This window comes from Actinoplanes sp. M2I2 (assembly GCF_023544445.1).
Lineage (GTDB): Bacteria > Actinomycetota > Actinomycetes > Mycobacteriales > Micromonosporaceae > Actinoplanes.
In genome coordinates, this window is the sequence record NZ_JALPVJ010000002.1 from 738,550 (window position 1) to 764,572 (window position 26,023).

At 71.5% G+C, this 26,023-nt stretch carries 21 protein-coding genes; 12 read left to right on the forward strand and 9 right to left on the reverse strand.

The genetic code is table 11. The features are described from left to right. Positions 1–127 precede the first annotated feature (127 nt). Both HJC40_RS07265 and HJC40_RS07270 read right to left on the reverse strand, forming a co-directional pair. Positions 128–1,099 (reverse strand): aldo/keto reductase, encoded by a 972-nt coding sequence (locus HJC40_RS07265; protein ID WP_249999377.1) that lies wholly within the window; start codon positions 1,097–1,099, stop codon positions 128–130. 67 nt (positions 1,100–1,166) lie between these two features. Next, positions 1,167–1,907: an esterase family protein gene (locus HJC40_RS07270; RefSeq protein WP_249999379.1), complete on the reverse strand. Its 741-nt coding sequence runs from the start codon at positions 1,905–1,907 to the stop codon at positions 1,167–1,169. Between the two features lie 348 nt (positions 1,908–2,255). Here HJC40_RS07270 and HJC40_RS07275 point away from each other — a divergent pair, with 348 nt between their 5' ends. From HJC40_RS07275 to HJC40_RS07290, 4 genes are all read left to right on the forward strand, one after another. After that, positions 2,256–4,373 carry a transglycosylase domain-containing protein gene (locus HJC40_RS07275; protein WP_249999382.1) on the forward strand — a complete coding sequence of 706 codons (2,118 nt, stop codon included), beginning with the start codon at positions 2,256–2,258 and terminating at the stop codon, positions 4,371–4,373. Between the two features lie 157 nt (positions 4,374–4,530). Continuing rightward, a complete protein-coding gene (locus tag HJC40_RS07280; RefSeq protein WP_249999384.1) occupies positions 4,531–4,992 on the forward strand; it encodes a DUF1330 domain-containing protein in 462 nt (153 codons plus the stop codon). Positions 4,993–5,183: 191 nt separating this feature from the next. Next, positions 5,184–5,537: a hypothetical protein gene (locus tag HJC40_RS07285; protein WP_249999386.1), complete on the forward strand. Its 354-nt coding sequence runs from the start codon at positions 5,184–5,186 to the stop codon at positions 5,535–5,537. Between the two features lie 82 nt (positions 5,538–5,619). Beyond that, positions 5,620–6,696, forward strand: a complete 1,077-nt coding sequence (locus HJC40_RS07290) for a M14 family zinc carboxypeptidase (RefSeq protein WP_249999387.1) — start codon at positions 5,620–5,622, stop codon at positions 6,694–6,696. A gap of 3 nt (positions 6,697–6,699) precedes the next feature. On the opposite strand, the gene HJC40_RS07295 is transcribed toward HJC40_RS07290, so the two are convergent. Then, a complete protein-coding gene (locus HJC40_RS07295; protein ID WP_249999388.1) occupies positions 6,700–8,316 on the reverse strand; it encodes a RecQ family ATP-dependent DNA helicase in 1,617 nt (538 codons plus the stop codon). 176 nt (positions 8,317–8,492) lie between these two features. On the opposite strand from HJC40_RS07295, the gene HJC40_RS07300 reads away from it, so the two are divergent. The 3 genes from HJC40_RS07300 (at position 8,493) to paaI (ending at position 10,533) form a co-directional block, all read left to right on the forward strand. Continuing rightward, the gene (locus HJC40_RS07300; RefSeq protein WP_249999389.1) at positions 8,493–8,681 is read left to right on the forward strand and encodes a Flp family type IVb pilin; all 189 of its coding nucleotides are present in this window, start codon (positions 8,493–8,495) and stop codon (positions 8,679–8,681) included. A gap of 159 nt (positions 8,682–8,840) precedes the next feature. Next, positions 8,841–10,088 carry a formaldehyde dehydrogenase, glutathione-independent gene (gene fdhA, locus HJC40_RS07305; RefSeq protein ID WP_249999390.1) on the forward strand — a complete coding sequence of 416 codons (1,248 nt, stop codon included), beginning with the start codon at positions 8,841–8,843 and terminating at the stop codon, positions 10,086–10,088. A gap of 61 nt (positions 10,089–10,149) precedes the next feature. Then, complete coding sequence (paaI, locus tag HJC40_RS07310; protein ID WP_249999444.1) at positions 10,150–10,533, forward strand: hydroxyphenylacetyl-CoA thioesterase PaaI; 384 nt, start codon at positions 10,150–10,152, stop codon at positions 10,531–10,533. An 18-nt stretch (positions 10,534–10,551) separates the two neighbouring features. On the opposite strand, the gene HJC40_RS07315 is transcribed toward paaI, so the two are convergent. The 5 genes from HJC40_RS07315 to HJC40_RS07335 all read right to left on the reverse strand — a co-directional run bounded on the left by HJC40_RS07315 (position 10,552) and on the right by HJC40_RS07335 (position 14,800). Beyond that, on the reverse strand, positions 10,552–11,853 hold the full coding sequence (locus HJC40_RS07315; protein WP_249999391.1) for a VanW family protein: 1,302 nt from the start codon (positions 11,851–11,853) through the stop codon (positions 10,552–10,554). Next, complete coding sequence (locus HJC40_RS07320; RefSeq protein WP_249999392.1) at positions 11,850–12,773, reverse strand: serine/threonine-protein kinase; 924 nt, start codon at positions 12,771–12,773, stop codon at positions 11,850–11,852. The genes HJC40_RS07315 and HJC40_RS07320 overlap by 4 nt, the downstream gene beginning before the upstream one ends. Before the next feature lie 45 nt (positions 12,774–12,818). Continuing rightward, entirely contained in the window at positions 12,819–13,940 is a 1,122-nt protein-coding gene (locus HJC40_RS07325; protein WP_249999393.1) for a Vms1/Ankzf1 family peptidyl-tRNA hydrolase, read from the reverse strand. 98 nt (positions 13,941–14,038) lie between these two features. Further along, the gene (locus HJC40_RS07330; protein WP_249999394.1) at positions 14,039–14,335 is read right to left on the reverse strand and encodes a hypothetical protein; all 297 of its coding nucleotides are present in this window, start codon (positions 14,333–14,335) and stop codon (positions 14,039–14,041) included. Between the two features lie 174 nt (positions 14,336–14,509). Further along, positions 14,510–14,800, reverse strand: a complete 291-nt coding sequence (locus HJC40_RS07335) for a hypothetical protein (protein ID WP_249999395.1) — start codon at positions 14,798–14,800, stop codon at positions 14,510–14,512. Positions 14,801–14,994: 194 nt separating this feature from the next. On the opposite strand from HJC40_RS07335, the gene HJC40_RS07340 reads away from it, so the two are divergent. Beyond that, positions 14,995–16,293 (forward strand): radical SAM protein, encoded by a 1,299-nt coding sequence (locus HJC40_RS07340; protein WP_249999396.1) that lies wholly within the window; start codon positions 14,995–14,997, stop codon positions 16,291–16,293. On the opposite strand, the gene HJC40_RS07345 is transcribed toward HJC40_RS07340, so the two are convergent. Further along, on the reverse strand, positions 16,280–17,680 hold the full coding sequence (locus tag HJC40_RS07345) for a pectate lyase (RefSeq protein ID WP_249999398.1): 1,401 nt from the start codon (positions 17,678–17,680) through the stop codon (positions 16,280–16,282). The genes HJC40_RS07340 and HJC40_RS07345 overlap by 14 nt on opposite strands. A 470-nt stretch (positions 17,681–18,150) precedes the next feature. Between HJC40_RS07345 and HJC40_RS07350 the strand changes: the two genes are divergently transcribed. From HJC40_RS07350 to HJC40_RS07365, 4 genes are all read left to right on the forward strand, one after another. Further along, the gene (locus HJC40_RS07350) at positions 18,151–18,936 is read left to right on the forward strand and encodes a hypothetical protein (protein WP_249999401.1); all 786 of its coding nucleotides are present in this window, start codon (positions 18,151–18,153) and stop codon (positions 18,934–18,936) included. A gap of 142 nt (positions 18,937–19,078) precedes the next feature. Continuing rightward, a complete protein-coding gene (locus HJC40_RS07355) occupies positions 19,079–23,152 on the forward strand; it encodes a SpoIIE family protein phosphatase (RefSeq protein ID WP_249999403.1) in 4,074 nt (1,357 codons plus the stop codon). Continuing rightward, a complete protein-coding gene (locus tag HJC40_RS07360) occupies positions 23,149–23,454 on the forward strand; it encodes an STAS domain-containing protein (protein ID WP_249999405.1) in 306 nt (101 codons plus the stop codon). Before HJC40_RS07355 ends, HJC40_RS07360 begins: the two co-directional genes overlap by 4 nt. Before the next feature lie 210 nt (positions 23,455–23,664). Further along, positions 23,665–24,933 carry a vanadium-dependent haloperoxidase gene (locus HJC40_RS07365; protein ID WP_249999408.1) on the forward strand — a complete coding sequence of 423 codons (1,269 nt, stop codon included), beginning with the start codon at positions 23,665–23,667 and terminating at the stop codon, positions 24,931–24,933. Positions 24,934–26,023 lie beyond the last annotated feature (1,090 nt).

The following is a 26,023-nucleotide window of genomic DNA, read 5'->3' on the forward strand; positions in this document are numbered from 1 at the left end:
GCGGCCGACACGGCCGGTATCCAGTTGCCGTCACGTTAGGTAACTGGGGCCGTCAGGGCAGGCAGGAAGTTGACACTGACGGATCGGGTGCACTTGTCGTCCGCTCGTCGGGGGACGAGCGTCGCGCTCAGTATCCGGAGGGCAGGCGGGGCGTGTAGTGCTCCTCGAGGGCGGCGACCTCGTCGTCGGTCAGCTCGAGCTCGAGCGCCGCGGCCGCGTCGGCCAGGTGGTTGACCTTGGTGGGACCGACGATCGGCGCGTCGACCACCGGGTTGTGCAGCACCCAGGCCAGCGCCACCTGCGCCATCGGCACCCCGCGGGCCTCGGCGACCCGGCGAACCGCGTCGACGATCGGCCGGTTCTGCTCACTCTCGTATCGCGCGTGCAGCGGGTCGGTCTTGGCCCGTTGAGTGCTCCGCTCGTCCCACGGGCGGGCCAGCCGGCCCTTGGCCAGCGGGCTCCACGGGATCGACCCGACGCCCTGATCGGCCAGCAGCCCGAACATCTCCCGCTCCTCCTCGCGCTGCAGGAGGCTGTACTGGTTCTGCATCGACACGAACCTGGTCCAGCCGCCCAGGTCGGCGGCGTGCTGCAGTTTGGCGAATTGCCAGGCCCACATGGACGAGGCGCCCAGGTAGCGGACCTTGCCGGCCCGGACGATGTCGTGCAGGGCCTCCATCGTCTCCTCGACCGGCGTCTCGGGGTCGAACCGGTGGATCTGGTAGAGGTCGACGTAGTCGGTGCCGAGGCGGGCCAGCGACGCGTCGATGTTCTCCAGGATCGCCTTGCGGGACAGGCCCGACCCGCCCGGGCCGTCGTGCATCGGGAAGAACACCTTGGTGGCCAGCACGACCGAGTCGCGGTCGGTGTACTTGCGCAGGGCCCGCCCGACGATCTCCTCCGAGCTGCCGGCGCTGTAGCCGTTGGCCGTGTCCCAGAAGGTGATGCCCAGCTCGACAGCCTGGCGGAACAGCGGCTCGGCGGCGTCGTCGGCGAGCGACCACTGATTGGTGCCGCGGTCGGGCTGGCCGAAGCTCATGCACCCCAGCGCGATCCGGCTGACCTTGAGACCCGAGCTACCCAGACGTGTGTATCGCATGACCTCAACCTAGGCCCCGCTCCCGGTCGTCGCAGGCTTCGGCTGGCACCACGGGCAGAGACGGCCGTCAGCAGTAGCGGGGCAGATACGTGGTCACCTGGTCGCGCCACGACGGCCAGTCGTGCGGAATGTCCGGGCCCCACAGGTCGTACTCGTGCCGGAGGCCCTTCTCAGCCAGCAGCGCGGCCATCCCCGGGGTCGACGCCAGCGCCCCGGTGGTGTCCTCCCACTGTCCCTGCCCGCAGACCAGCAGGATCGTCAACCGCTCCCGCAGCCATCCCAGGTGGTCGCCGTGCAGGTTGGCCACGTAGTCCATCGGGTTGTTGAAATAGACGGCGTCCCCGCGCTCGCCCCACGCGTTCCAGGTGCCCGGGTCGTAGTTGCCCGAGAAACACAAGGCCGCCGGGAACAGGTCGGCGTGCCGGAAGGCGAGATTCAGGGCGTGGTACGCCCCGAGCGAGCAGCCGATCGTCGCGATCTCCACGTCGTCCCCGCTGTCGGCCCGGATGTGCGGCACGACGGCGTCGAGGATCCAGGTCTCGTAGCCGGCGTGCTGCCGGGCCCGTTCCTCCAGCGGCAGGTGATGCGCCGACCAGGTCCCCTCGTCGAACGAGTCGACGCAGTACAGTTTGACGCGGCCCGCTTCGAGGAGCGGCTCGATGGCAGCGACCATGCCGTTGTCCGACCATTCCCACGCGTTCCCCTTCTCGGTCGGGAACACGAGAAGCGGCCTTCCGTAGTGCCCGTGGACCGCGACGGTCGCCTCCGCGCCGTTGGCGGCCCGCAGTTGTACGGAGTAGTGGCGCATACCCGATGAGTCTGCCGCAGCCCTGGGCATGGCGCGCGGCCGGTCACGGGTCGTGGTGACTTTGCGGTTGTGACGAAGGACGCGTCCCGCTTCGCAGGGAATTGCCAGCGGTGGTTGAGAGATTGGCAACATGGGCCGTTGAGACTGGTGTGCGGGTGCAGGTCGCGGGTATCGGCAACCGGTCGGTGATCTGCGGCCGGAGCTGGCTACCAGCAAGATCACGTACGCTTTCGGACGGTCCGTGCACGAGTGGCGTACTGTGCCGAGTCGCTGTGCCCGGCGAGTTGCCGTGCGCCGAGTTTTCCGTCGAGGAATGGGGTCTGGGGATCCGTGACTGTGGGTGACCGGATGAAGGGTCGATCGATCGTCGGCAAGGCCGGGTTGTTGCTGATGTGCGGCCTGTTGACGGCTGTGGTGGTGTCCGCCGCCGCGTTCCCGGCGGCCGCGCTGGGCGGCCTCGTGGCCAAGGCCGGCGCCGAGACCTTCGCGGCGATGCCGAGCACCCTGGTGCAGCAGACCGCCCCGCAGGTGACACGCATCCTGGCGAGCGACGGCAAGACGCAGATCGCCGTCCTCTACGACGAGTTCCGCAGCGACGTGCCGCTCAGCCAGATCTCGCCCAACATGCAGAACGCGATCGTCGCGGCCGAGGACCACAAGTTCTACGAGCACGACGGCGTCGACCTGAGGGGCATCGCCCGGGCGTTGGTCAACAACAGCCAGGGCGGCTCCCAGCAGGGCGCGTCGACGCTGACTATGCAGTACGTGCGGATGGCTCAGGCCTACGGGGCCAAGACGCCGCAGGAGGCGGTCGACGCGACCAAGGACAGCCCGGAACGCAAGATCGCCGAGATGAAGTACGCGCTGCAGGTCGAGAAGGACCTGAACAAGAAGGAGATCCTGCGGCGCTATCTCAACCTCGCGCCGTACGGCAACGGCGCGTACGGCATCTACGCCGGCAGCCAGGTCTACTTCAAGAAGTCGCCCAAGAACCTGACGATCGCCGAGGCGGCGCTGCTGGCCGGCATGGTGAAGGCGCCCTCGGCGTTCGACCCGACCACCAAGACCGGCCACCCGCAGGCGCTCGACCGGCGCAACTACATCATCGACAACATGGTCTCCCTCGGGCAGATCACCAAGGTCGAGGGCGAGAACGCCAAGAAGACGAAGCTGGCCCGCACGGCCAACCGGCCGGGCAACGGCTGCACCTCGGTGGCCGTCAACAACTGGGGCTTCTTCTGCGACTACCTCTACCGCTGGTGGCTGGAGCAGAAGGACTTCGGCGCCAACGCGTACGAGCGGGAGCGTCAGCTCAAGACCGGTGGCTATACCATCGTCACCTCGCTGGACATCAAGGCGCAGAAGGCCGCGCGCAAAGAGATCACCCGCAAGATCGACGACAACGACAAGAACGCCGTCCTGCTCGCCGGGGTCGAGCCGGGCACCGGTCACGTCAAGACGCTGGCGGCCAACCGCAAGTTCAAGCTCGACGACGGTACGAACCCGAAGAGCTCGAACCCGCAGGCGCGCCGGGCCGGCGCGCGGGCGACGTACCCGAACACGACGAACCCGATCATCACCGGCAGCGGCGACATCAACGGCTACCAGGCCGGCTCGGTGTTCAAGATGTTCACGATGGTGGCCGCGCTCGAGAACGGCTACGAGCTGGACTTCCCGATCACCTCCGGCTCGACCTACAGGTCGAGCTACCCGGTCGCGGCCGACTCGCCGGCGGCCTGCCCGGGCACGACGCTCTACTGCCCGAGCAACGCCTCGCCCAACGAGAAGGGCACGTTCAACATGTGGACCGGCTTCGGCAAGTCGGTCAACACCTACTTCGTGCCGCTGCAGGAGAAGGTCGGCGCCGAGAAGGTCGTCGACGTGGCCAAGCGCTTCGGCATGCAGTTCCGCTCCTCGGCCGAGCGCGACCTCATCGCCACCCCCCAGGCCGCGCACAACTTCGGTGCGTTCACCCTGGGCGTGACCGCCTCCACGCCGTTGGAGATCGCCAACGCGTACGCCACCCTGGCCGGTGACGGCATGTTCTGCGCCCCCACCCCGATCAAGCAGATCCGGACGGCCGCCGGCGCCAAGCTCAAGACCGGCCAGCCGTCCTGCAAGCGGGTCACCAGCGCCGACGTGGCCCGCAAGGCGCTCGACGCGGCCCGCTGCCCGGTCGGCGACCAGGCCCAGCTCGGCAACTGCGCCGGCGCCACCGAGGCCAACGCGCACCGCACGATCGACCACCCGGTGTTCGGCAAGACCGGCACCACCGACGGCGACAAGACGGCGTCGCTGGTGGTCGGCTCGCGCAGCCTGGTCGTGGCCGGCTACATGGTCAACCCGGACTGGGCCAACCACACCGACCGCATGCCCCACGGCATCGTCAACCCGGTCGTCTACCGCACCCTGGCCGACTACATGAAGGGCGCGGAGTACGAGGAGTTCAAGAAGCCCGGCGAATAGCCGACGGATCTCCACGGAAGCACCCGGCGATGCGGATCGCCGGGTGCTTCTGTGTTTTCGGGTGCTTGTTTCGCCGGGTGCTTTGTGTCGCCGGTATGCGCCGCCCTTACCCGCGAGGTAATCGACCGGAGTCCGGGCCGCCCGCACGATCAGGGGTATGACTGCCTACGCGCTCGCGCATCTGCGCACCCCCACCGCCCACGACGACGTCTTTGTGTACATCGAGCGGATCCAGGACACGATGGACCCGTACGGTGGGAAGTTTCTCGTCCACGGCGCCCAGGTCGAGGTGCTCGAGGGGGAGTGGCCGGGCACGGTGGTGATCCTCGAGTTCCCCGACGTGGAGGCAGCGCGGGGCTGGTACGCGTCACCCGCCTACCAGGAGATCCTGCCGCTGCGCACCCGCCACATCGAGGGCGACACGCTGATCGTGCCGGGCGTCGGCCCGGACTATGACGCCCGCGCCACAGCCGCCGCGCTCCGCACCACCACCACCGAAGCGCTCCGCAGCACCACCACCACCACCACCACCACCACCACCGCCACCGCCGCGCTCCGCACCGCCACCACCACCGCCGCGCTCCGCGCTGCGGCGACCGCCACCAAGAACGGCACATGAGTGCCTGTGGACAACCAGCCACCCAGCGCGCCGCCGAAGCGTATTTTTGCCCCTTGCCCCTTGCCCCTTGCCCCTTGCCCCTTGCCCCTTGCCCCTTGCCCCTTGCCCCGGGAGGGAGGGGGCTCGGGATGGGCGCCGGCGGCGTCGGAATTTGCGTTGTGCGGCGGGTTCGTGGACGGCACGCTGTCGTGGTGACGCTCGATCTTTCGTACGGCGGGGTGGTCGGGACCGTGGTGGAGGCCGTGCCGGAGTTGCGGGCGGCGCTCGACGAGCACGTGCGGGACAACGGCGAGGTTCTGCCGCATGTCTTCTTCGCGTGTGATCTGGCGCCGTTCGTCCTTGCGGCCTGGCAGGCGGGTGACGCCGAGGTGCTCGGCCGGTGCCTCGCCGTGCTGGAGGCGGCCCTGACGTCGCCCGATCGCGACACCTGGAACCTGGTCGCGGTCTCCTTCGTCGAGGCCGTCGGACCCTGGGAGCCGGAGATCAAGGCGTGGGCGGCCGGCTGGCCACCGGCGTTGGCCGCCCAGGCCGCCACGTACGCATGACCGAACACGACGCGCTGCCGATATCACCACCAGCTCCTAGACTGAGCCGACATCGATTTTGCTCGATCTAAGGAGTCGTCCGGTGAGAGGCAAGCTCGTCGTTCTGGTCGCTGCCGCCCTGATCGCCGTTCCCGGTGCCGCGCAAGCCGCGCCCATTGAGGCCGCGCAAGCCGCCCCAACCGGGGCCGCGCAAGCCGCGCCCGCCGGGGCCGCGGCCGCGGTGGCGCCCTCGGGGCTGATCCCGGCCCGGCCCAGCCCCGCCGACGTGGCCACGGCCCTGGCCCGCGTGGCCAAGGCCAGTGACGGCCGCGTGCGGCTCGGAGTCATCGGGCGCAGCAACGAAGGGCGGGCGCTGCGGCTCGCCACGGTGGGGCACGGCCGGACCCGGCTGCTCTACGTGACTCAGCAGCACGGCGACGAGCCGCTCGGCACTCCGGCCGCCGTGCGGACGCTGTGGGCGCTCGGCGTGCCCGACACGGCGTGGCACCGGTGGCTGCGCAGCCGGGTCACGGTCGACATCGTGGTGCAGGCCAACCCGGACGGCGCGGTGCGCAACCAACGCTACAACCACGACCCCAGCGCGTCGGGGGACTACACCGAGCCGGGCGTCGGCTACGACATCAACCGCTTCCACAACCCGTTGACGCCGATCGAGGACAATCCGGTGCCGGAGTCGCGCGCGGTGCTGCGGCACTGGCACGCCACCCACCCGCGGGTCGTGATCGATTACCACATGCAGGGTCGCTACCTGCAGCCCGACGGCCGCGAGACGACCGCGTCGATGCTCTGGCCGACCAGCCCGCTGACCGGGGCCGCAGCGGTCACGGCGTCGCGCCGGGTGGCCGTGCGCAACTTCGACGCCATGACGATCGCGGGCGCCAACGTCTCGCGTTATCCGGGCGGCGACTACGAGGGCATCGCCCGCAACGCGTACGGGATCCTGGGCAGTGCCTCGCTGCTCGTCGAGCTGTCCGACCTGCCGGAGAACCAGACCGAGCTCCAGATCCGTACGGCGTTCGCGTCGATGCTGGCCACCGCCCAGGGCGCAGCCGACGGGTCGCTGTGGCGGGTCGACCCGGCCCGGGCCGACGCGATCCCGGCCCGCGGCCCGTCCCTGCCCAGCGCCGTCTCGCCGCTGTCCCGGGCGGACGCCGCCTGACCCTCAGCCGATGGTCAGCAGGCCGTTGGTGAGCACCGCCGGCGTCAGGTGGCGGTAGCCGACCGAATCGAAGAGCACCGACAGTTCGTGCTCGTCGCGAGCCAGCAGCAGCCCGGATCCCCAGTACTTGTGGGTCACCCGGGTGCCGTCGCCGCCCGCCGGGGTCCAGCCGGCGGGCGGCGGCGGCGCGGTCGTGTCGTTGTCGCAGTTGCCGCACGGCGCGGGGAAGTGCTCGCCGAAGTAGGCCAGCAGCTCGGCCCGGCGGCACTGAAGGGTCTCGGCGTAGTGCCGGGCCGTGTCGATCTGGCTGGCCAGGATGGTCTGCCGCCGGTCGCCCGAGGCCAGCACGGCGTCGCGCGCGGACGACGGCACGGGAGTGGTCACGACCACCTCGTCGTGGGCGGCGGCGGTCAGGAAGTGCTGGTCGACGAGTTCCGCGGCCACGCGCTGGGCTGCCGCGTGGCTGACCCCGGCGGCCTCGGCCACGTCGGTCAGCGCGACCCGGCCGTGGGCGGTCTCGAGCTGGTCGACGACCGCCGTCACCGTGGCCGCGGGCACCCGGGCCCGCGCGGCCAGCAGGCGGGGGATGCGCATGGCCCGGCTGTCGTGCACCAGCACCGCGGCGCCCGGCCGGCCGTCGCGGCCCGCGCGGCCCACCTCCTGGTAGTACTCGTCCAGGCTGCCGGGGACGCCCGCGTGCACCACCGTACGGATGTCGGGCTTGTCGATCCCCATGCCGAACGCGCTGGTGGCGACGACGATGTCGAGCTCGCCGGCGAAGAACGCGTCCTGGATGCGCCCGCGCTCGGCCGACGGCACCCCGGCGTGATAGGCCTCGACCTTGTACGCGTCCCGCCGCAACCGCTCGGCCAGCTCCTCGCAGTGCGCGTGGGTCAGGGCGTACACCAGGGCCGGCGTCTCCTGGCCGAGCATGACCTCGACCGTGCGGTCCTCGATCGCCTGGGCCTCGGGCAGGTCCGGGCGGGTCCGGCGCACCGCCAGGCTCAGGTTGGGGCGGTCGAACCCGGCGACGATCACCTTGGGGTCGGTCATCCGCAGCCGCCGGGTGATGTCGGCCTGCACCGGCGGCGCGGCGGTCGCGGTCAGGGCCAGCAGCGGCGGGCGGCCGAGCGTGCCGGCCAGGTCGGCCAGGCGCAGGTAGTCGGGGCGGAAGTCGTGACCCCACTGGCTGATCAGGTGGGCCTCGTCGACGGCGATGAGCGTCACCGGCCGCCGGCTGCCCGAAATGGCGCCGATCGTCTCCTCGTTGGCCAGCTGTTCCGGCCCGAGCAGCACGAAGTCGGCCGACCCGTCGTGGATCGCCTGCAGCGTCTCGGCGCGTTCGGCGTGCCGCAGGCCGGAATTGACCACGCGGGCCGCGACGTGCCGGCCGGTGAGCGAGCGCACCTGGTCGCGTTGCAGGGCGACCAGCGGCGACACGACGACCGTCAGGCCGCCCCGGGCGAGCCCGGCGACCTGGTAGATCGCGCTCTTGCCGCTGCCGGTGGGCAGGACGGCCAGGGTGTCCCGGCCCGCGGCGGCCGCGGCCGCCGTCTCCTGCTGGACGGGGCGCAGGGCGAAGCCGAGCACCGACTGGGCGATGGCGTTGACGTCGGACACCCCGACAGTGTGGCCCGTGAGGCCGGCCGGGGCATCGGACATGTGACCGCTCTCGCCCTGCCCCGGGCCGGCAACCCACCCGCACCTCCGGCCGCTCAACGCCGGGCCGGGCCTGCCGATGAGGAGCCACAGAGCCGGTGGGGAGATGGGCCGGCCATGAGATCGGGGGATCGAAGATGCAGTACATCGCCGCCTATGTCCAGGCCCGTCTGGCCCGCGACGACGAGGGAGCCACCGCGGTCGAGTACGGGCTGCTCGTCTCGCTCGTCGCCGTCGTCATCATCGTCGGGGCCACCGTCTTCGGCCAGCAGATCAGCGACCTGTTCGGCGCCGTCGCGGGCAAGATCAAGCTGCCGACGCCCTAAGGCTGTTCCAGAAAGCCGAGCCGGGTCGCGGTTGGTGCGGATGTCGCTATCGGCGGCCTTCGCCACTACTCGGGGTTCTGTTTCCGCTGCCGTCCGTGAAGCATGGCGCTCAGGGCGGCGGGCGATCTCCAGCTGCCGTCCCGACGATGGGAGGCAACGATGCCAGCCAATCGCGCGGTGGTCTATGAGGGCCCCGGCAAAGTCGAGGTCCACGACATCGACTACCCGACGTACGAGTTGAAGGACGGCCCGGGCGTCAACAAACTCAACATCGGCCGCAAGGTGCCGCACGGCGCCATCCTCAAGACGGTCGCCACCAACATCTGCGGCAGCGACCAGCACATGGTCCGCGGGCGCACCACCGCCCCCGAGGGGCTCGTGCTCGGCCATGAGATCACCGGCGAGGTCGTCGACGTCGGTCCGGGCGTCGAGTTCATCAAGGTCGGCGACGTGTGCTCGGTGCCCTTCAACATCGCCTGCGGCCGCTGCCGCAACTGCAAGGAGGGCAAGACCGGCATCTGCCTGAACGTGAATCCCGACCGGCCGGGCTCGGCGTACGGCTACGTCGACATGGGTGGCTGGGTCGGCGGTCAGGCCGAGTACGTGCTCGTGCCGTACGCCGACTGGAACCTGCTGAAGTTCCCCGACCGGGACCAGGCCCTCGAGAAGGCGCTCGACCTGGCCATGCTGGCCGACATCTTCCCGACCGGCTACCACGGCTGTGTGTCGGCCGGGGTGACCAGCGGCTCGACGGTCTACATCGCCGGCGCCGGACCGGTCGGGCTGGCCGCGGCCACGTCGGCCTGGCTGCTCGGCGCCGCGGTCGTGATCGTCGGCGACCTCAACGAGGAGCGGCTGGCCCAGGCCCGCAGCTTCGGCTGCGAGACGGTGAACGTGGCCCAGGGCGACCCGGTCGAGCAGGTCTCGCGCATCCTCGGCCGGGACGCGTCGGCCATCGGGGAGCCGCTGGTCGACTCGGCCGTCGACGCGGTGGGCTTCGAAGCGCGCGGCCACGGCGCGGATGCCGGCGTCGAGCAGCCGGCGACCGTGCTCAACTCGCTGATGACCCTCACCCGGGCCGGCGGCGCGATCGGCATCCCCGGGCTCTACGTCACCGGCGACCCGGGCGGCGTGGACGAGGCGGCCAAGGTCGGTTCCCTGTCGCTGCGGCTCGGCCTGGGCTGGGCCAAGTCGCACTCGTTCGTGACCGGCCAGTGCCCGGTCATGAAGTACAACCGCAGCCTGATGATGGCGATCCTGCACGACCGGGTCCAGATCGCGAAGAACGTCAACGCCGTGGCGATCCCGCTCGACCAGGCCCCGCAGGGTTATCAGGACTTCGATCAGGGCGCGGCGAAGAAGTACGTGCTCGACCCGCACGGCATGGCCGGCCGGACGGCGTCCTGAGGGTCGTACGTTGGGGGGCGTGTCAGACGCAGACGAAGTGGCGCGCCGCAGTGCCGGGATCATGCTCGGCCGGGATGCGGCCAGCGCCGGGCTCGGCATCGAGCTCGACGAGGTCGCACCCGGGCGGGCGGTGCTCACCATGCGGGTCCGGGACGACATGGTGAACGGCTACGGCCTGTGCCACGGTGGCCTGCTGGCGTCGCTGGCCGACAGCGCGTTCGCCGTCGCCTGCAACACGTACGGCGAGGTGACGGTGGCGGCCGGCTTCGACATCACGTTCCTGGAGTCCGGCCGTGCGGGCGACCTGGTGCGGGCCCGTGCGGTCGAGCGGGCCCGCCGCGGGCGCTCCGGCCTCTACGACGTCACGGTCACCCGGGTGGCCGACGACGTGGTGCTGGCCGAGTTCCGCGGGCGGAGCCGCTCCCTGGGCCGGCCGATCGTCTGAGCCGCCACCGCCTCGGAGTCAGTCCAGGCCCTGATACGTCCAGTTCAGGGTGTTGGTGCCCCGCACGGCGCCGTCCTGGTTGATCGTGCGCTTCACCGTGATGCGGAAACCGCCGTTGTCGCGCGGCTGGCGGGCGCCGGTCACCGAGGAGACTTCGCGGTCGCCGGTGTGGCCGTAGATGCCGACCGTGACCGACGTGCCGGTCGTACGCGTCCGGATGACGAACGGCGCCGAGGTGTCGTTGCGGATCACCTGGTCGATCGCGCGCCAGTCGAGCGTCGCCTCGCGGCCCGGCGGGTAGCGGCTGATGTAGAGCGAGTGCGGCTGGTGCCGCTCGATGTCCAGGCCGGCGAACCACGCGGCGTTGAACAGCGTGGTCGAGAACTGCGAGACGCCCCCGCCCAGCTGGTCCTCGAGCTCGCCGTCCACGATGGCCGGCGCGGGCACGAAGCCGCGGCCCCGGGTGCGTTCGCCCGCCGCGTCGTTCAGCGAGAAGGTGCCGCCGGCCGGAACCACGGTGCCGTCGATCAGCTCGGCGATGCGGTGGATGTTGGTGACCCGTGGGGCGCAGCACGGGTGGTAGGTCGTGAACGTGCCGATCAGCTGGTCGACACCGGCCAGTTTCGGGGTGTCGTTGCCGGGCGGCAGGGTCCGGACCGGCAGGCTCAGCATGCTGCCGCCGGAGCGGACGGTCTCGGTCAGCAGCCGTACGGCGTCGGTGGCCGGCACGCCCCGGCCGGGCTCGCCGGCGTCGAGGGTGACCCCCCGATCCGAGGCCGTGTACGCCAGGTCGCCCTTGCCGTCGAGCAGAGCCGGCGGCGCGGCCAGGCGGACGGACGCGTTGCGGGCCGGCCGGTTGAGCTGCCGCAGCGACTCGTCGAGGCCGTCCTGCGCCCGGGTCTCGTCCACGGTGAGGACGGGCGCCACGTCACGGCGGCCCTCGCCGGGCAGCCGGAACCGGCTCGTGCCGACGGCGCGCTCGGTGGCGGCCACGTCGAGCCGGATGCCGAGTTCGGCCGGGCGCACGGTGAAGCGTTCCGAGCCGGCCAGGATCGCGACCGGCTGCTCGACCCGCAGGCGTACCGGACCGTCGATCGCGCCGCGCAGCCCTTGGCCGTCCCGGCCGCCGAGCGCCACCCCGGCCACGTAGGTGCCCGCGGGGACGACCGGCGACGGCCGGACGACCAGGACGCCGACGCCGGCCACGACCACCAGCAGGGCGGCGCCGAGCCACCACACCCACCGCCGCGATCGCCGGCGCGGCGGCGGCGGGGTCACCGCGGCCGAGGCCGTCCAGCGCCGGCTCCCGTACGTCGTCATGCGTCGATCATGCGCCGGGAACGCGTCCGCGCCATCGGTACCTTGACTGCAAACACATCCGGTGTGACCAGGGCCTCCCGGGCCTGGCCGAGGGTCCACCGGCGGTCCGGATCGGCGGCGAGCAGGCCTTCGATGACCGGGCGCAGCACCCCGGCGCGGTGGAACGGCGCCGGGGTGGCCTCGGTCACGGCCAGCATCGTGGCGAACAGGTCGCCCCGCTCGAACGGCGACCGGCCCTCGACCGCCGCATACAGGGTCGCTCCCAGGGTGAACAGGTCGCTCGCGGGCTCGGGGGGCGCCCCGTGCATCTGCTCCGGCGAGACGTAGGCCGGACTGCCCTCGAAGCCTTCGGCCGGCGACCCCGAGTCGTACCCGGGGGAGAAGGCGATGCCGAAGTCGATGAGCACCACCCGGCCGTCCGCGCAGAGCTGGACGTTGCCCGGCTTGACGTCGCGGTGCACGATGCCGGCCCGGTGCACGGCCTCCAGCGCGTCGAGCAGGCGCAACCCGATGCGGCGGACCTCCTCGACCGGCAACGGCCCGTCGGTCCGCAGGACGTCGGCCAGGGCCCGCCCGCTCAGCGCCTCCATGACGATCCACGGTTCGTCGCCGTCACGCACCAGATCGAGGATGCGTACCGTGCCGGGGTGCGTGACGCTCGCCGCGGCCCGGGCCTCGTCCAGCGCCCGGGCCCGCGCCGTCCGGCCCGTCTCCGCGACCTGCTTGACCGCGACCGGCCGGCCGAGCAGTTCGTCCTCGGCCAGCCACACCGATCCCATCCCGCCCCGGCCCAGCAGGGGGCCGAGCCGGTAGCGGCCGGCGACCAGCCGGCCGGCCGGCCCGGCCCCCGCGTGCCGGGGTTCGTACGGGAGAGTTTCCATGCCCTTGACAATGACGATCAGCCGCGTTCCTGTCGTCACGGCGAGCACCCAACCGCACTACCGGCTAGCCGGAATTCCTCGACCTCACTGCGCGGCGCTGCTGCCGTCCGCGTAGCGCAGCACGGCGCCGATGCCGTGCTCGAGCTGCACTTCCTCCGGCGCGACCAGGAACAGGTGCGCGTCGGTGCCGGCGATGGCCCGGACGAGCGCGGCGTCGGCCCGCACCTTGACCGGCTGGATGCCGGCCTCGCGCAGCACGTGGTCGTCGACCGAGATCATCGTCGGGTCGTCCGGGTCGATCCACAGCGTGTCGGTCGAGGACTGGTCGTCGATCAGCAGGACGGCGTCGACCTGCCCGCGCTGGAGCCGGGCCACCACGTCGGTCAGGCCGGTGCTCGCGGTGCCGTCGCCCCGCTGAGCCCGGAACCGGTCGAGGATCTGATCGGTCTGGCCGGCGGCCACCTCGGCGATCGCCTGGATCGTCACGTCGTCCAGGGCCGTCTCGTCGGCCCCGGCGGCGCGGGAGCCGGCCTCCGTGCGCACGACGCGTTCCTGCCACCGCTTGGGCAGCTGGTTGACGATGCCGTTGACAGCGTGGACGTCCCCGCCGACGACGATGACCTCGGCGCCGACGGACTCCGCGAGGTCGGCCGCGGCCGCCGCCACGTCGCCGGCGTTGCGCTTCCAGGTCTCCTCGACCGCGTGCAGGTAGCGCAGCGTCGACCAGCCGCCGACCTTCACCTTGCGCAGCGGGAACGACTCGCTGGCGGCCACCTTCTCGTGCCGCGGGACGCCGCCGACGCTGAGCGCGTCGAGGTCACCGCCGGTGCGGTCGGCGAGCACCCGGACGTACGGGACCTCCTCGCCGCGCTGGGCCAGCAGCGGCATGACGTGGGGCAGCGGCTCGACGAACGCCCCCTCGACGGACGGGGGAGCGTTCAGCGTCTCGACCAGCGCCACGTCGGCGCCCTGGGCGAAGACGGCGAGGCCGTACGGGCCGGGCTGGTAGGGATGCTGCCGGACGGTGTCCTCCACCGCGCCGACGGCCGCGGGATCGGCGCCCTCCTCGGTGAGCCGCTCCCGCATGGCCCGCAGACGCAGGTCGACCTCGTGGTCGGCGTTCTCCGAGGAGCGGGTCGCGTCGAGATAGACCGAGACCCACGAGCCGGGGCGGTCGAACAGGGGACGCAGGAATGCCAGATTCATGACGTGCACCTTCCGCTGGGACTGGACCACCCGGGGCTACCCACGATGTGCGGGAGTTCACCGCCGCGAGACCAGAGACACCGCAGAGGGTGCTCCGATCAGGCGCCCATCCGGATGAGGGCGTTGCCGCCCAGCATGAGCAGGTCGGCCCCGGCCACCAGGGCCAGGCTCAGGTGCAGGTGGCGGCTGGCGGTCTCGGGGTCGGTGCCGCGGATGCCCCGCAGGGCGAAGACCCCGGCCGCGATCACCAGCGGGACGCCGCCGATCAGCAGCAGGCCGACCGGGCCGGGCGTGTGACCGCCGGTCACCAGCAGCGTCAGCATCACCGTCGGCACGATGCCGAAGACCACCACGGCGATCACGCTGTACCACCGCAGCGACCTTGTCGCTTCCATCTCAGCCACTTCCGACCCCACACTCGACGATCTTCATCCCGGCCCGCACGGCGGAGGCGATGCGGACTTCACCCCCTGAATTCTGACGGCTCCGGCCGGCCGGCCCGCCCACGGGTATGGCCCGGCCATCAGCCGCCCTGGTGGCGGCCGGGGTCATCGCGATCGGGGTGGCTTTCATCGTTCTGGCTCCAGCGCCCGCAGACCCTCCTCCCAGCGGGCCCGCCGCTCGTCGGGGGACTGCTCCCACCACGGGGTGCCGCGCTCGCCCAGAGCCACCTTGGCCAGCTGCACCCGGGCGCGGGCCGGAGCCGGGTCCTGACCCGAGCGCTTCAGCGTGCCCACGTCGCGCCGCGCGGCCATGAGCGCCTTGCGCAACTCGGCGGCCACCTCCTCGGGGATGGCGGGGTCGGTCGCGCGCCACCGCCGGCCGTCGATGACGATGTACCGCTCGTCTTCGCTGCTCACCTCCGTACTGTAGGGCTCGCCCCGGCATCTGCCGGCCACCCGGATGTAAGGGGCGCGGGTGGCGAGTGACGTGACGCACGGCGCATCCGTTTGCCGCCGCTGTGACCCAGGTTGCAGTGTGGGGGAGGATGAAGCGGCAGGCTGTTGATCAGGAGGGGCCCATGCGGTCACGCACCGACGTAGTCGAAGACTTGATGGCACGCTTTCCGCACGTTCCGCGAGAGGCCGTGGTCAAGGAGGACCTGCTGCGCGGCGGGCTGGCGTTCGACGACTCGGCGCTGACCGACAACGAGCACGGCGACGTCAAGCCGAAGTCCTACTTCATCTTCTCGTTCGACCACCGCACCCTCCCCGAGCTGGGCACGGCCGCGCTGCGCCGCCCGCCGGAGGAGATCGTGCTCACCGGCGGCCCCTACGACTTCCGCCGGACGGTGGTGTCGGTCCGCGTCAACCCGACCTCGCCCTACCGCGTCAAGACCGACGACGACGGCGTCATGCACCTCTACCTCGACGGCAAGCCGATCGCCGACGTCGGGCTGCCGCCGATGCCCGACTACTACCGGCACACGCTGGCCAACGGCAAGCGGGTGATGGAGGTGGCCCCGACGATCCAGTGGGGCTACCTGATCTACCTGACCGCCTTCCGGGTCTGCCAGTACTTCGGGGCCAAGGAGGAGTGCCAGTACTGCGACATCAACCACAACTGGCGCCAGCACAAGGCGGCCGGGCGGCCCTACACCGGGGTCAAGCCGATCGACGAGATCCTCGAGGCGCTCGCGATCATCGACAAGCACGACACCGCCCGGACGTCGCAGGCCTACACGCTCACCGGCGGCAGCATCACCTCGCAGGTGCAGGGCAAGGCCGAGGCCGACTTCTACGGCCAGTACGCCCAGGCCATCGAGGAGCGCTTCCCCGGGCGGTGGATCGGCAAGGTGGTCGCCCAGGCGCTGCCCCGGGCCGACGTCCAGCGCTTCAAGGACTACGGCATCCAGATCTACCACCCCAACTACGAGGTGTGGGACAAGAAGCTGTTCGAGCTCTACTGCCCCGGCAAGGAGCGCTACGTGGGCCGCGAGGAGTGGCACCGCCGCATCCTCGACTCGGCCGAGGTGTTCGGGCCGCGCAATGTGATCCCCAACTTCGTGGCCGGTGTCGAGATGGCGGCGCCGCACGGCTTCACCACCGTGAACGAGGCGATCGACTCGACCGCCGAGGGCCTGCAGTACTTCATGTCGCGCGGCATCACGCCGCGGTTCACCACCTGGTGCCCCGAGCCGACGACCCCGCTGGGCAAGTCCAACCCCGAGGGCGCCCCGCTGGAATACCACGTGCGGCTCCTGGAGACGTACCGCGCGGTCATGGACGCCAACGGCCTGTCGAGCCCGCCCGGGTACGGCCCGGCCGGAGCCGGCCGGGCCGTGTTCTCGGTGAGCTCGTTCATGGACTCGCTGCCCGCGAACGACGAGACGGCGGAGGTCACCGCCAGGTGATGTCGGACTCCTGGTAGAGGCAGTTGACCCCGTCGGCGCCGCTGCCGATGTGGGAGGGCTCGCTGCCCTTCGGGACGCCCTTGTACTTGTCGCAGATCACCGTCTTGCGCGAGCTGTCGTTCAGGATGGTGATGTTGCTGAACCGGGCGGTGTCCCCCCAGTTGGTGTTGATGCCGGCCAGCACCTTGGTCGACGTGGCCCAGATCGAGTCGATGACCACGTGGCGCTGGTGGCTGGACGAGCAGTTGCCGCACGCCCGGTACAGCTTGCCGGAGTTCTGGACGTAGAAACGGCTGATGTGCACGGTTCCCGGACCGTTGTGCTGGAAGACCTTGTCCGTGCCGGAGCGGGCGCCGCCGCCGACCACGTAGTAGTCGGTGCCACCGAGGAAGGTGGCGGCGTCCTCGCCCACGTCCTCCCACCAGACGTTCTCGAGCCGGCAGTTGCCGGCGCAGTGCACGCCGTCGCCGGCCGGCGCGCCGATGATGACGTTCTTGAGGGTGGCCCCGGGAGCCAGGTCGAAGACCGGGTCCTGGCTCTCGCTCTGGCCGCCGTCGCCGATGCAGCAGATCCGCTTCATGCCGCCGTCGTAGGTGCCGGACACCGCGATCGTGCCGTTGGGCAGGCTGATCGAGCCGGCCGGGGTCGGCCAGGCCGGCGCGTTGCCGCCGGGACTGGTCGGTGGCGTCGTCGGACTGGCCGGCGGGCTGGTGGGCGGGCTGGTCGGGTTGGTGGGGGTCGGCGTGCTCCCGCCGCCGCCGGTGTTCACCGCGACGTCGTCGAAACCGGCCGAGGCGTACGCGGTCTGGAGCCCGATGCGACCCGAGGCGGCGACCGAGCTCGAGCCCGAGCCGACCGTGGCGCCGTCGACGGCCCCGGTGATCGTCGAGCCGCTGACCGACAGGCTCAGGGTGTACCACGTACCGGTGGCGACCGGCCGCGACGCGGTGCCCAGCACGGTGACGTTGCCGCTGTTCACGGCCTGCAGCTGGGCCTGTCCGGACGACAGGGCGAGGCGATAGAACGTGGTCGAGCTCTTCGACCGGGCGAGCAGACCGGCGAAGCCGCCGGAGCCGAACGCGAGCGGCTTGACCCGGGCCGTGACGGTGTAGTCGGTCCAGCTCGTCGCGCCGGCGAACTGCCGCGCGTTCTCGCTGCCCGCGTTCGTCTGGCGCAGACTCTGGCTGCCGTCCGCGACGACCGTCCAGGTGCCGCCCGACTTCGACCAGCCGCTGCTGCCGCTCTCGAAGTCCGCGCTGAACACGGTCGCGGCGTAGGCCGAGTGGTTCGCGCCGACGGCGGTCACCAGGAGAGCGGCCGCCGCGGCGAGCCCGCTCGCTAACGCCGGTCTCCGCCAGCGTTTGCCGCTGAGGGTGAGCGATGACATGGGGGTTCCTCCGGTGGCTAGAGGCGGTGCCACTGCAACTTGCAGTGGCACGTTTGCACTGGGGAAAGCGCTTTCCTCCGCCGGATGCTAGGCCCGTCTCACATCGACTGTCAACGATGCCGGGAGCGCTCCCGCTGCCCTCGCGCGGCGGTGCCGACAGTTTGTCCTTTTGCACTCGGAGTTGTAGACGTCGAGGCCTGCCCACCATGCGTTGGACGTGCGGCGATTGCTATGGGTGAGCAGACGCGACGTGACTGGCGAGCGACGGAAAGCGTTTTGGGAGGTGCTTTACGGGGCTCTTTATTCCGATTCCCGGAGCGCTTGACTGGTCAGGGCAGCCATTTTCGAGATCATCATCGGTTGATCACCGCAACCATTTCTGAGCTGGTCGAACTGGCGTCCTGCGCCATTGTCAACCCTTTCTTCCGTACGGGGGAAAGGGTGTTGACCGGGTGAGCAGGATGTGGGTCGTGGCAACGGAGACAACCGACCTCACCAGAACGCGACGACGGCGCCGCGCCGCCCGCCCGGGCTACGCACCGTCATCGCCCCGCCATTCGTACGAGATCCCCGGCGAGCCCGCCGCGCCGGTCGCCCGGGGCCAGGCCATCCAGGCGCTGACCCGCGACGTCCTCATCCGCCGATCCCTCGAGGTGTCGCCCAACGGCTTCATCACCATCGTCAGCATCATCCAGGGCGTCGCCCTGGCGCTGCTGGCCGAGAACACGTTCGAAAACCCCAACCTGCTCGTCGCCGTGCAGAGCATCACCCTGGTGCTGATCTTCGTCTGCGTCTTCTACTGGTATCTGACCCTCAGCGTGCTGCTGCGCTGGGCGCCGTCCTTCCTGGACTGCTTCCTGCCGTTCGCCATCGCCGGCCTGGAGATCCCGCCCGCGTTCTTCCTCGGCGACGCCCGCGCCTGGAACCTGTGGCTGGCCATGTTCTGGTCCGGGGTGGCCGTCGGCCTGTGGATCACCAAGAAGTGGTCGCCGCCGTCCCACTTCGGCGAGGCCCGGGAAGCCCACCGCCTGCTCCACGATCTGCTGCGCCGGCTCCAGATGACCGCCGGCGTGGGCGCGCTGGCCGTCGGTTTCTGCGGCATCTTCGCCTACCTCGACTGGACCCACCAGCAGTTCTGGGGCCTGCTCGGCGCGGCCACCGTCCTGGGCACGATCGCCGTCGTCGTTCTGAGCACCGAGCACGGCGCCGCCCGCATCCACGAGCACTTCGGCGTGAGCCGCCCCCCGTTCAACTGACATGATCAGCCGCGGGCGGGGACGGTACTTGTGGCTCGACGTGGGTATAGGGCCACCCGCCCGGTGGACGGTCGGGCGCGGCGGGTTGAGTATCGTACGAGCATCGCCGCGCCGGAGGTGAGGAACGGGAGAAGCTCGCGCGATGACTGAGGACGGACCGGCCGGTGCCCAGGTGTTCGCCGTCGGCGGGGACGTCGGTCGTGACCTCATGCGGGTCGACTGGCACAAGACCCCGCTGGGCCCGCCCGCGCAGTGGCCGCAGAGCCTCCAGACGGCGGTCAGCATCCTGCTCTCCTCCCGCTTCCCGATGTGGATGGCCTGGGGCCCGGAGCTGACGTTCTTCTGCAACGCCGCCTATCGCCGCGACACGCTCGGCCGCAAATATCCGTCGGCGCTCGGCCGCCCGGCCAGCGAGGTGTGGGCCGAGATCTGGGGCGACATCGGCCCGCGCATCGAGACGGTGCTGTCCACCGGCCAGGCGACGTGGGACGTGGGACTGCTGCTCTTCCTGGAGCGGTCGGGCTACACCGAGGAGACTTACCACACCTTCTCCTACAGCCCGCTGCGCGACGACGACGGCGCGCTCGTCGGCATGCTCTGCGTGGTCAGTGAGGAGACCGACCGGGTCATCGGCGAGCGGCGGATGGCCACGCTGCGCGACCTCGGATCCGACCCGAGCGTGGTGCGCACCGAGCAGCAGACGCTCGCCTTCACCGGCGCCCAGCTGGGCCGCAACCTGCGCGACCTGCCCTTCACCCTCACCTACCTGTTCGACCCCGACGGCGTACGCCTGGCCGAGTCCACCGGCATCGCGGCCGATCACCCGGCTGCGCGGCCGGGCACCTGGCCCACCGACATCGTGGCCGGCGGCGAGTCGGTGCTCGTGCCGCTCGAGGGCGAGCTGCCCACCGGCGACTGGCCCGAGCCGCCGGCCGAGGCCCTGCTGGTGCCGCTGCTGCAGCAGGGCGGCATCCCGTACGGGTTCATGGTCGCCGGCCTCAACCGCTACCGGGTCCTCGACGAGGGCTACCGCGGGTTCGTCGAGCTGACCGCCGGGCACGTGGCCGCCGGCATCGCCAGCGCCCGCAGCTACCAGGCCCAGCAGCGCCGGGCCGAGGAGCTCGCCGAGCTCGACCGGGCCAAGACGGCGTTCTTCTCCAACATCAGCCACGAGTTCCGCACCCCGCTGACGCTCATCATGGGGCCGCTCGAGGAGCTGCTGACCCGCACCGACCTGCCCGGCGACGACGTGCGGGCCGAGCTCGAGGTGATCCACCGCAACAGCCTGCGGCTGGGCAAGCTGGTCAACGCGCTGCTCGACTTCTCCCGGCTCGAGGCCGGCCGCATGCAGGCCCGGTTCGAGCCGGTCGACCTGGCCAACGCCACCGCCGAGCTGGCCAGTGTGTTCCGATCGGCGGTCGAGCGGGCCGGGCTGACCTTCGAGGTCGACACCCCGCCGCTGGCCCGGCCGGTCCACCTCGACCGCGGCATGTGGGAGAAGATCGTTCTCAACCTGCTCAGCAACGCCCTCAAGTTCACCTTCACCGGCGGCGTGCGCGTGACCGTCCGCGAGGAGGGCGGCGCGGCCACGGTGACGGTGGCCGACACCGGGGTCGGCGTGCCCGAGGACGAGATGCCGCGCCTGTTCGAGCGGTTCCACCGCATCGAGAACGCCCGCTCGCGCTCCAACGAGGGCAGCGGCATCGGGCTGGCGCTGGTCAAGGAACTGGTGGAGCTGCACGGCGGCACCGTCACCGCGGACAGCGCCCTGGGCCGGGGCACCACCTTCACGGTCCGGCTGCCGCTCGGCACCGGCCATCTGCCGCCGGGCGCCGTGTCGGCGGGCACCGGGCCCTCGGTCACCTCGGGCGCCGACCCGTACGTGCAGGAGGCGATGCGCTGGCTGCCGGGCGCAGCCGAGGCCGCGCCCGACATCCCGCCACCGGCCAAGTCGCCGGCCACCGTGCTGGTCGCGGACGACAACGCCGACATGCGCGACTACCTGGCCCGGCTGCTGCGCTCGGCCGGTCACGACGTGCAGACGGTCGTGGACGGGCGGGCCGCGCTCGAGGCGGCCCGCCTGCGCAACCCCGACCTGATCGTCAGCGACGTCATGATGCCCCGGCTCGACGGACTCGAGCTGGTGGCGGCCCTGCGAGCCGACCCGCGTACGGCCGGCACGCCCGTGCTGCTGCTGTCGGCGCGCGCGGGCCAGGAGGCCTCCATCGAGGGCCTCGAGGCCGGCGCCGACGACTACCTGGTCAAGCCGTTCTCGTCGGCCGAGCTGCTGGCCCGCGTGCGCGCCAACGTCGAGCTGGCCCGGCTGCGCAACCACCACGCCCGCTGGCGCACGGCGCTGATCGACTCGCTGCAGGAGGCGTTCTTCGTCTGCGACGAGGACGGCGCGGTCATCGAGATCAACTCCACCTTCACCGACATCCTCGGGTTCAGCGCCGACGGTCTCCCGTACCCGCCGGTGCACCCGTGGTGGCCCGGCCGCGACGCCGACCCCGAAGGCCACCGGCTCGTCGAGGAGGCGTTCCGGCAGCTGGTCGGGCACACCCGCGGCACGTACACGATCCCGGTGCAGCACCGCGACGGGCACCGGTTGTGGGTGGCGGCCGCGTTCAACCAGGTCGCCGACCCCGACACCGGCCGGCACGTCATCGTCGGCACGTTCCGCGACGTCACCGCCGAGCACTACGCCGTGCAGCGCGAGAGCGCCCTGGCCGCCCTGAGCGTACGGCTGTCGCAGGCCGAAAGTCTGCCCGGCGCCCTGCACGGCGTGCTGCCCGAGCTGGGCGGCCTGTGGCAGGCCGAGCGGGTGTACGCGGCCATCTTCAACGGCGCTGCCACACCCTCGCTGATCACCACCGGCGAGCCGGCGCGCTGGGACGGCCTGACCTCCGAACGCCGCTCGGCCCTGCTCTCCCTGCGCGACAAGCCGCTGCTCACCCCGGTCGCCGAGCAGCCCGGTGGCGCCGGCATCGCGCTCGAGCACCCCGACGGCACGATGGTCCTGCGGCTCGAGCTGCGCGAGAACAGGCCGTTCACCGAGCAGGACCAGACCCTGCTGGCCCTGCTGGCCGGCCACCTCGGCCAGGGCCTGCACCGCATCCACCAGTTCGACCAGCAACGCGAGACGGCCCTGGCCCTGCAGCGGGCGATCCTCGGCCCGGCCCAGCTGCCCCTCGGCTTCGCCGTCCGCTACGCCCCGGCCACCCGCCCGCTCAAGGTCGGCGGCGACTGGTACGACACCGTCACGCTGGCCGACGGCCGCATCGGCATCGTGGTCGGCGACTGTGTCGGCCACGGGCTGCAGGCGGCCACCGTCATGGGCCAGCTGCGCAGCGCCTGCCGGGCCCTGCTCCTGCAGAACACCGACCCGGCGCAGACCTTGACCGCGCTCGACCGCTTCGCCGCCCAGCTGCCCGGGGCCATGTGCGCCACCGTGTTCTGCGGCGTGCTCGACCCGGCCACGGGCGATCTGACGTACGCCAGCGCCGGGCACCCGCCGGCCGTGGTCACCCACGCCGACGGCTCCACCGACCTGCTCGACCAGGGCCGGTCGCGCCCGCTCGGGGTGCGCTCGGCGGCCGAGCGTCCCGAGGCCCACTACACCGTGCCGGTCCGGGCCACCCTGCTGCTCTACACCGACGGCCTGGTCGAGCGCCGCCGCCAGCCGCTGACCGCCGGCATCGAGCGGGTCGCGGCCGCCGTCCAGCAGGGCCGCTCCTCCGAGCTCGAGCAGCTCGCCACCGATGTCATGGACAGCATGGCGCCGTCCGCCGGCTACGACGACGACGTGGCCATGCTGCTCTACCGCCACCCCGGCCCGCTCGAGCTCGACTTCCCGGCCGAGGCGACCCGGCTGGCCCCGCTGCGCTCGACGCTGCGGACCTGGCTGGCCCGTTGCGGCGTCGATCCCACCACGGCGCAGAACGTCCTGGTCGCGGCCGGGGAGGCGTGCGCCAACGCGATCGAGCACGGCCATCGCCAGCTGCCCGGCGGCCTGATCCGCCTGCGCGCGGCGGTGACCGCCCACGACCTGCACCTCACCATCACCGACAGCGGCCTCTGGAAGACTCCGCAGCCGGCCGACAACCCGCACCGCGGCCGCGGCTTCGCCCTGATGCGGGCGCTGATGAGTGAAGTGACCGTGACGACCGGCGCCGCCGGGACCATCGTCGGCCTGCAAGCGAGGATTCCCCGATGAGCACACCGCTGACCTGCACCACGGGCCGCCGCCCGGACGGCGCCGTCGTGCTCACCGCCACCGGCGAGATAGACATGAGCAACGCGGCCGACTTCGCGACGGCGTTGACCACAGCCGACGACCAGTCCGACGGCATCCCGTTCGTGGTCGACCTGACCGGGGTCGAATACATCGACAGCGCCGGTCTGGCCGTCCTCTTCCCGCACGTCGACCGCCTGCGCCTGCGCTCCAACAACCTGCTCGCGCCGGTGCTCACCATCGCCGGGCTCGACGACATCACCACGGTCGCCGACGAGTCGTAGATCCGCCAGAAACTCCCACCGTACGGCCGACGCGCCGTACCCGGCCGCGGAGGATGGTCGGCTGCGAGAACGGCGTCCTCGCGGATGCTGTGCCGTCCACCGGCGCGACGGCCCCGGCCGCGCCCCGCATCGGTGCGGTGTCCTCCGGCGTCGCGCCGGTCACCGGCGCGACGATTTCCGGGCGCCGCCCCGACCGGAGGGAGTTCCATCATGGGCACCGTCAGGCGCCGGTTCGGCGCCGCGGCCACCGCCGCCGTACTCGTCCCGGTGCTCGCCGGAACAGCCGAAGCAGCGCCCGCCCGCGCCGAGACCGCCTCGGTCGTCGCCGACTGGAACGCGGTCGCCGTCACGACCCTGGGCGGCGACACCACCAAGGTGGTGCCGGAGAACTTCCTGTACCTGGGCTTCGTGCACGCCGCCATCTACGACGCGGTCGTCGGCCTGCACCCGCGCTACGAGCCCTACCGCCGGCACGGCCAGGCCCCCCGGGGCGCGTCGGCCACGGCCGCCGCCGCGGCGGCCGGCCACAAGATCCTGGAGACCTACTCGCCGTACGCGCAGTCGGCGCTCGACGACGCGCTGGCCGCCTCCCTGGCCGGGGTCCCCGACGGCGCCGCGAAACAGGCCGGGATCACCTACGGCGAACGGGTCGCCGGCGACCTCATCGCCCAGCGCGCGAACGACGGCCGCAACGCCCCCGTGCAGTTCACCCCGACCCCCGCACCGGGCGTCTGGCGCCCGACGCCACCGGCCAACCTGCCCATGGCCGTGCCGTGGCTGGGCCGGGTGACCCCGTTGCTGGCCCGCAGCCCCGCCCAGTTCACCCCGCCGGCCCCGCCGTCGCTCACCTCACGCCGCTACACCCGCGACTTCCTCGAAGTGAAGGCGATGGGCTCGGCCACCTCGACCAGCCGCACCGCAGCGCAGACCGCCACCGCCCGGTTCTTCTCCGGCAACGCGGTGGTCCAGCTCAACACCGCCCTGCGCGACCAGGCCGCGGCGCGGAACCTGGACATCGTCGACGCCGCCCGGATGTTCGCCGCGACCGCGATGACCACCGCCGACGTGGCCATCCTGACCTGGCGTTCCAAACTGGACACCGCGTTCTGGCGCCCGCTCACGGCGATCCACCTGGCCGGCGCCGACGGCAACCCCGACACCACCGCCGACCCGTCCTGGACCCCGATGATCGCCGCGCCGAACTACCCCGACCACGTCAGCGGCTACAACTCGGTCGTGGCGGCGACGTCCCGGTCCCTGGAGCACGTCGTCGGCCCCCGCCTGGACCTGAAGCTGACCTCCACCGCTGTACCCGGCGAGGTCCGGCACTACCGCGGCGGCGCGACCTTCCGCGCCGACGTGGTCGACGCCCGGATCTGGCTGGGCATCCACTTCCGAACGGCCGACACAGCCGCCCGAACCCTGGGCGTGGACTTGGCCGACTGGGCGGCCCGGCACTACTTCCGCCCCCGCCGCTAGCGACCCGTCACCACAGCCCGAAGTCCCTTCGGCTCCAGCTCCCCGTTGTAGCCGACCGCCAGCTCCAGGGCGCCGCTCGCCCGTTCAAGGAGAACCGATCCCCAGTTCCGGGGGGCGATCGCTGGCTTGGTGCTAGTGGCCGCTGGTTCCGGGGGAGCCGACGGCTGGCTTGTAGCTGGTGGCTGACCCACCGACCCCGATCCACCCACCCCCGCCACCCCCCGCAGCGCCGAAACCACAGCCAAATCACCCACAGCCCAGCAGCCAACCCATGGTCCAGCCACCCGATCCACGTTTCACCCAGCTGATCCGCGGCGCAGTCGACTCACGCACGGCCCAATCAGCCCTTCACCGAACTGGCCGGCTCACGGTTCTATGAGCCGGCCAGTCCGTCAGAACAGCCCCTTCCCCGAAGATCCCGATGCCGAGGCCACGCTTGAATGGCAACGTAGGCCCACCGGCACCTGATCAATGAGCCGGACCTGCGTGCCTGCGTGCGTCCGAGTCCGCGGGCCTGCGGGCCTGTGGACTTCCGGGCCTGTGGACTTCCGGGCCTGTGTACTTCCGGGCCTGTGGAGGCGTCTGCGGGCGTCGGTGTGTCGGAGCCCGCCAAACTGCGGGGCGTGCGAGCCCGGGGGCCTGCGGGAACTGCTGGCCTACGGGCTGCAAACGTCCGAGGGGCGTGCGGACCGTGCGGGCCTGCGGGCCGTGCAGGCGCCGAGCCTGGGGCCTGAAACTTACAACTTGGGGGGATTGCGGGCCTTCGAGCGTCCGAGCTCGGGCACGTGCGGTGCGTGCGCGCCTGCGGGCCTACGGGCGTCCGAGCCCGGGCTGCGAGCCGTCCGGGCGTCCCGACCGGCCGGGCGTGTCAGATGGTTTGTGTAACTGATCGACTTCTATGTCGAGGAGTACACAGGTGACCATGACTGATGATCCACGAGGAGTCCAGGTGTCGGCGGACTGGGTGTCGCCGGCCCGGCAGACGGTGAACGACATGATCTCGGCCGGTCTGCTCGATGACTTGATGGGCCGGGTCGACGCGGAAGGTCTTGCGTTGACGGGTGACGGCGGGGTCCTGCCGGAACTGGTC

What these genes read in the sequence shown, in the direction of transcription:
- HJC40_RS07265 (WP_249999377.1), bottom strand. Translation starts at nt 1,099, where the DNA reads ATGCGATACACACGTCTGGGTAGCTCGGGTCTCAAGGTCAGCCGGATC.
- HJC40_RS07270 (WP_249999379.1), bottom strand. Translation starts at nt 1,907, where the DNA reads ATGCGCCACTACTCCGTACAACTGCGGGCCGCCAACGGCGCGGAGGCG.
- HJC40_RS07275 (WP_249999382.1), top strand. Translation starts at nt 2,256, where the DNA reads ATGAAGGGTCGATCGATCGTCGGCAAGGCCGGGTTGTTGCTGATGTGC.
- HJC40_RS07280 (WP_249999384.1), top strand. Translation starts at nt 4,531, where the DNA reads ATGACTGCCTACGCGCTCGCGCATCTGCGCACCCCCACCGCCCACGAC.
- HJC40_RS07300 (WP_249999389.1), top strand. Translation starts at nt 8,493, where the DNA reads ATGCAGTACATCGCCGCCTATGTCCAGGCCCGTCTGGCCCGCGACGAC.
- fdhA (WP_249999390.1), top strand. Translation starts at nt 8,841, where the DNA reads ATGCCAGCCAATCGCGCGGTGGTCTATGAGGGCCCCGGCAAAGTCGAG.
- paaI (WP_249999444.1), top strand. Translation starts at nt 10,150, where the DNA reads ATGCTCGGCCGGGATGCGGCCAGCGCCGGGCTCGGCATCGAGCTCGAC.
- HJC40_RS07315 (WP_249999391.1), bottom strand. Translation starts at nt 11,853, where the DNA reads ATGACGACGTACGGGAGCCGGCGCTGGACGGCCTCGGCCGCGGTGACC.
- HJC40_RS07325 (WP_249999393.1), bottom strand. Translation starts at nt 13,940, where the DNA reads ATGAATCTGGCATTCCTGCGTCCCCTGTTCGACCGCCCCGGCTCGTGG.
- HJC40_RS07330 (WP_249999394.1), bottom strand. Translation starts at nt 14,335, where the DNA reads ATGGAAGCGACAAGGTCGCTGCGGTGGTACAGCGTGATCGCCGTGGTG.
- HJC40_RS07340 (WP_249999396.1), top strand. Translation starts at nt 14,995, where the DNA reads ATGGCACGCTTTCCGCACGTTCCGCGAGAGGCCGTGGTCAAGGAGGAC.
- HJC40_RS07345 (WP_249999398.1), bottom strand. Translation starts at nt 17,680, where the DNA reads ATGTCATCGCTCACCCTCAGCGGCAAACGCTGGCGGAGACCGGCGTTA.
- HJC40_RS07355 (WP_249999403.1), top strand. Translation starts at nt 19,079, where the DNA reads ATGACTGAGGACGGACCGGCCGGTGCCCAGGTGTTCGCCGTCGGCGGG.
- HJC40_RS07360 (WP_249999405.1), top strand. Translation starts at nt 23,149, where the DNA reads ATGAGCACACCGCTGACCTGCACCACGGGCCGCCGCCCGGACGGCGCC.
- HJC40_RS07365 (WP_249999408.1), top strand. Translation starts at nt 23,665, where the DNA reads ATGGGCACCGTCAGGCGCCGGTTCGGCGCCGCGGCCACCGCCGCCGTA.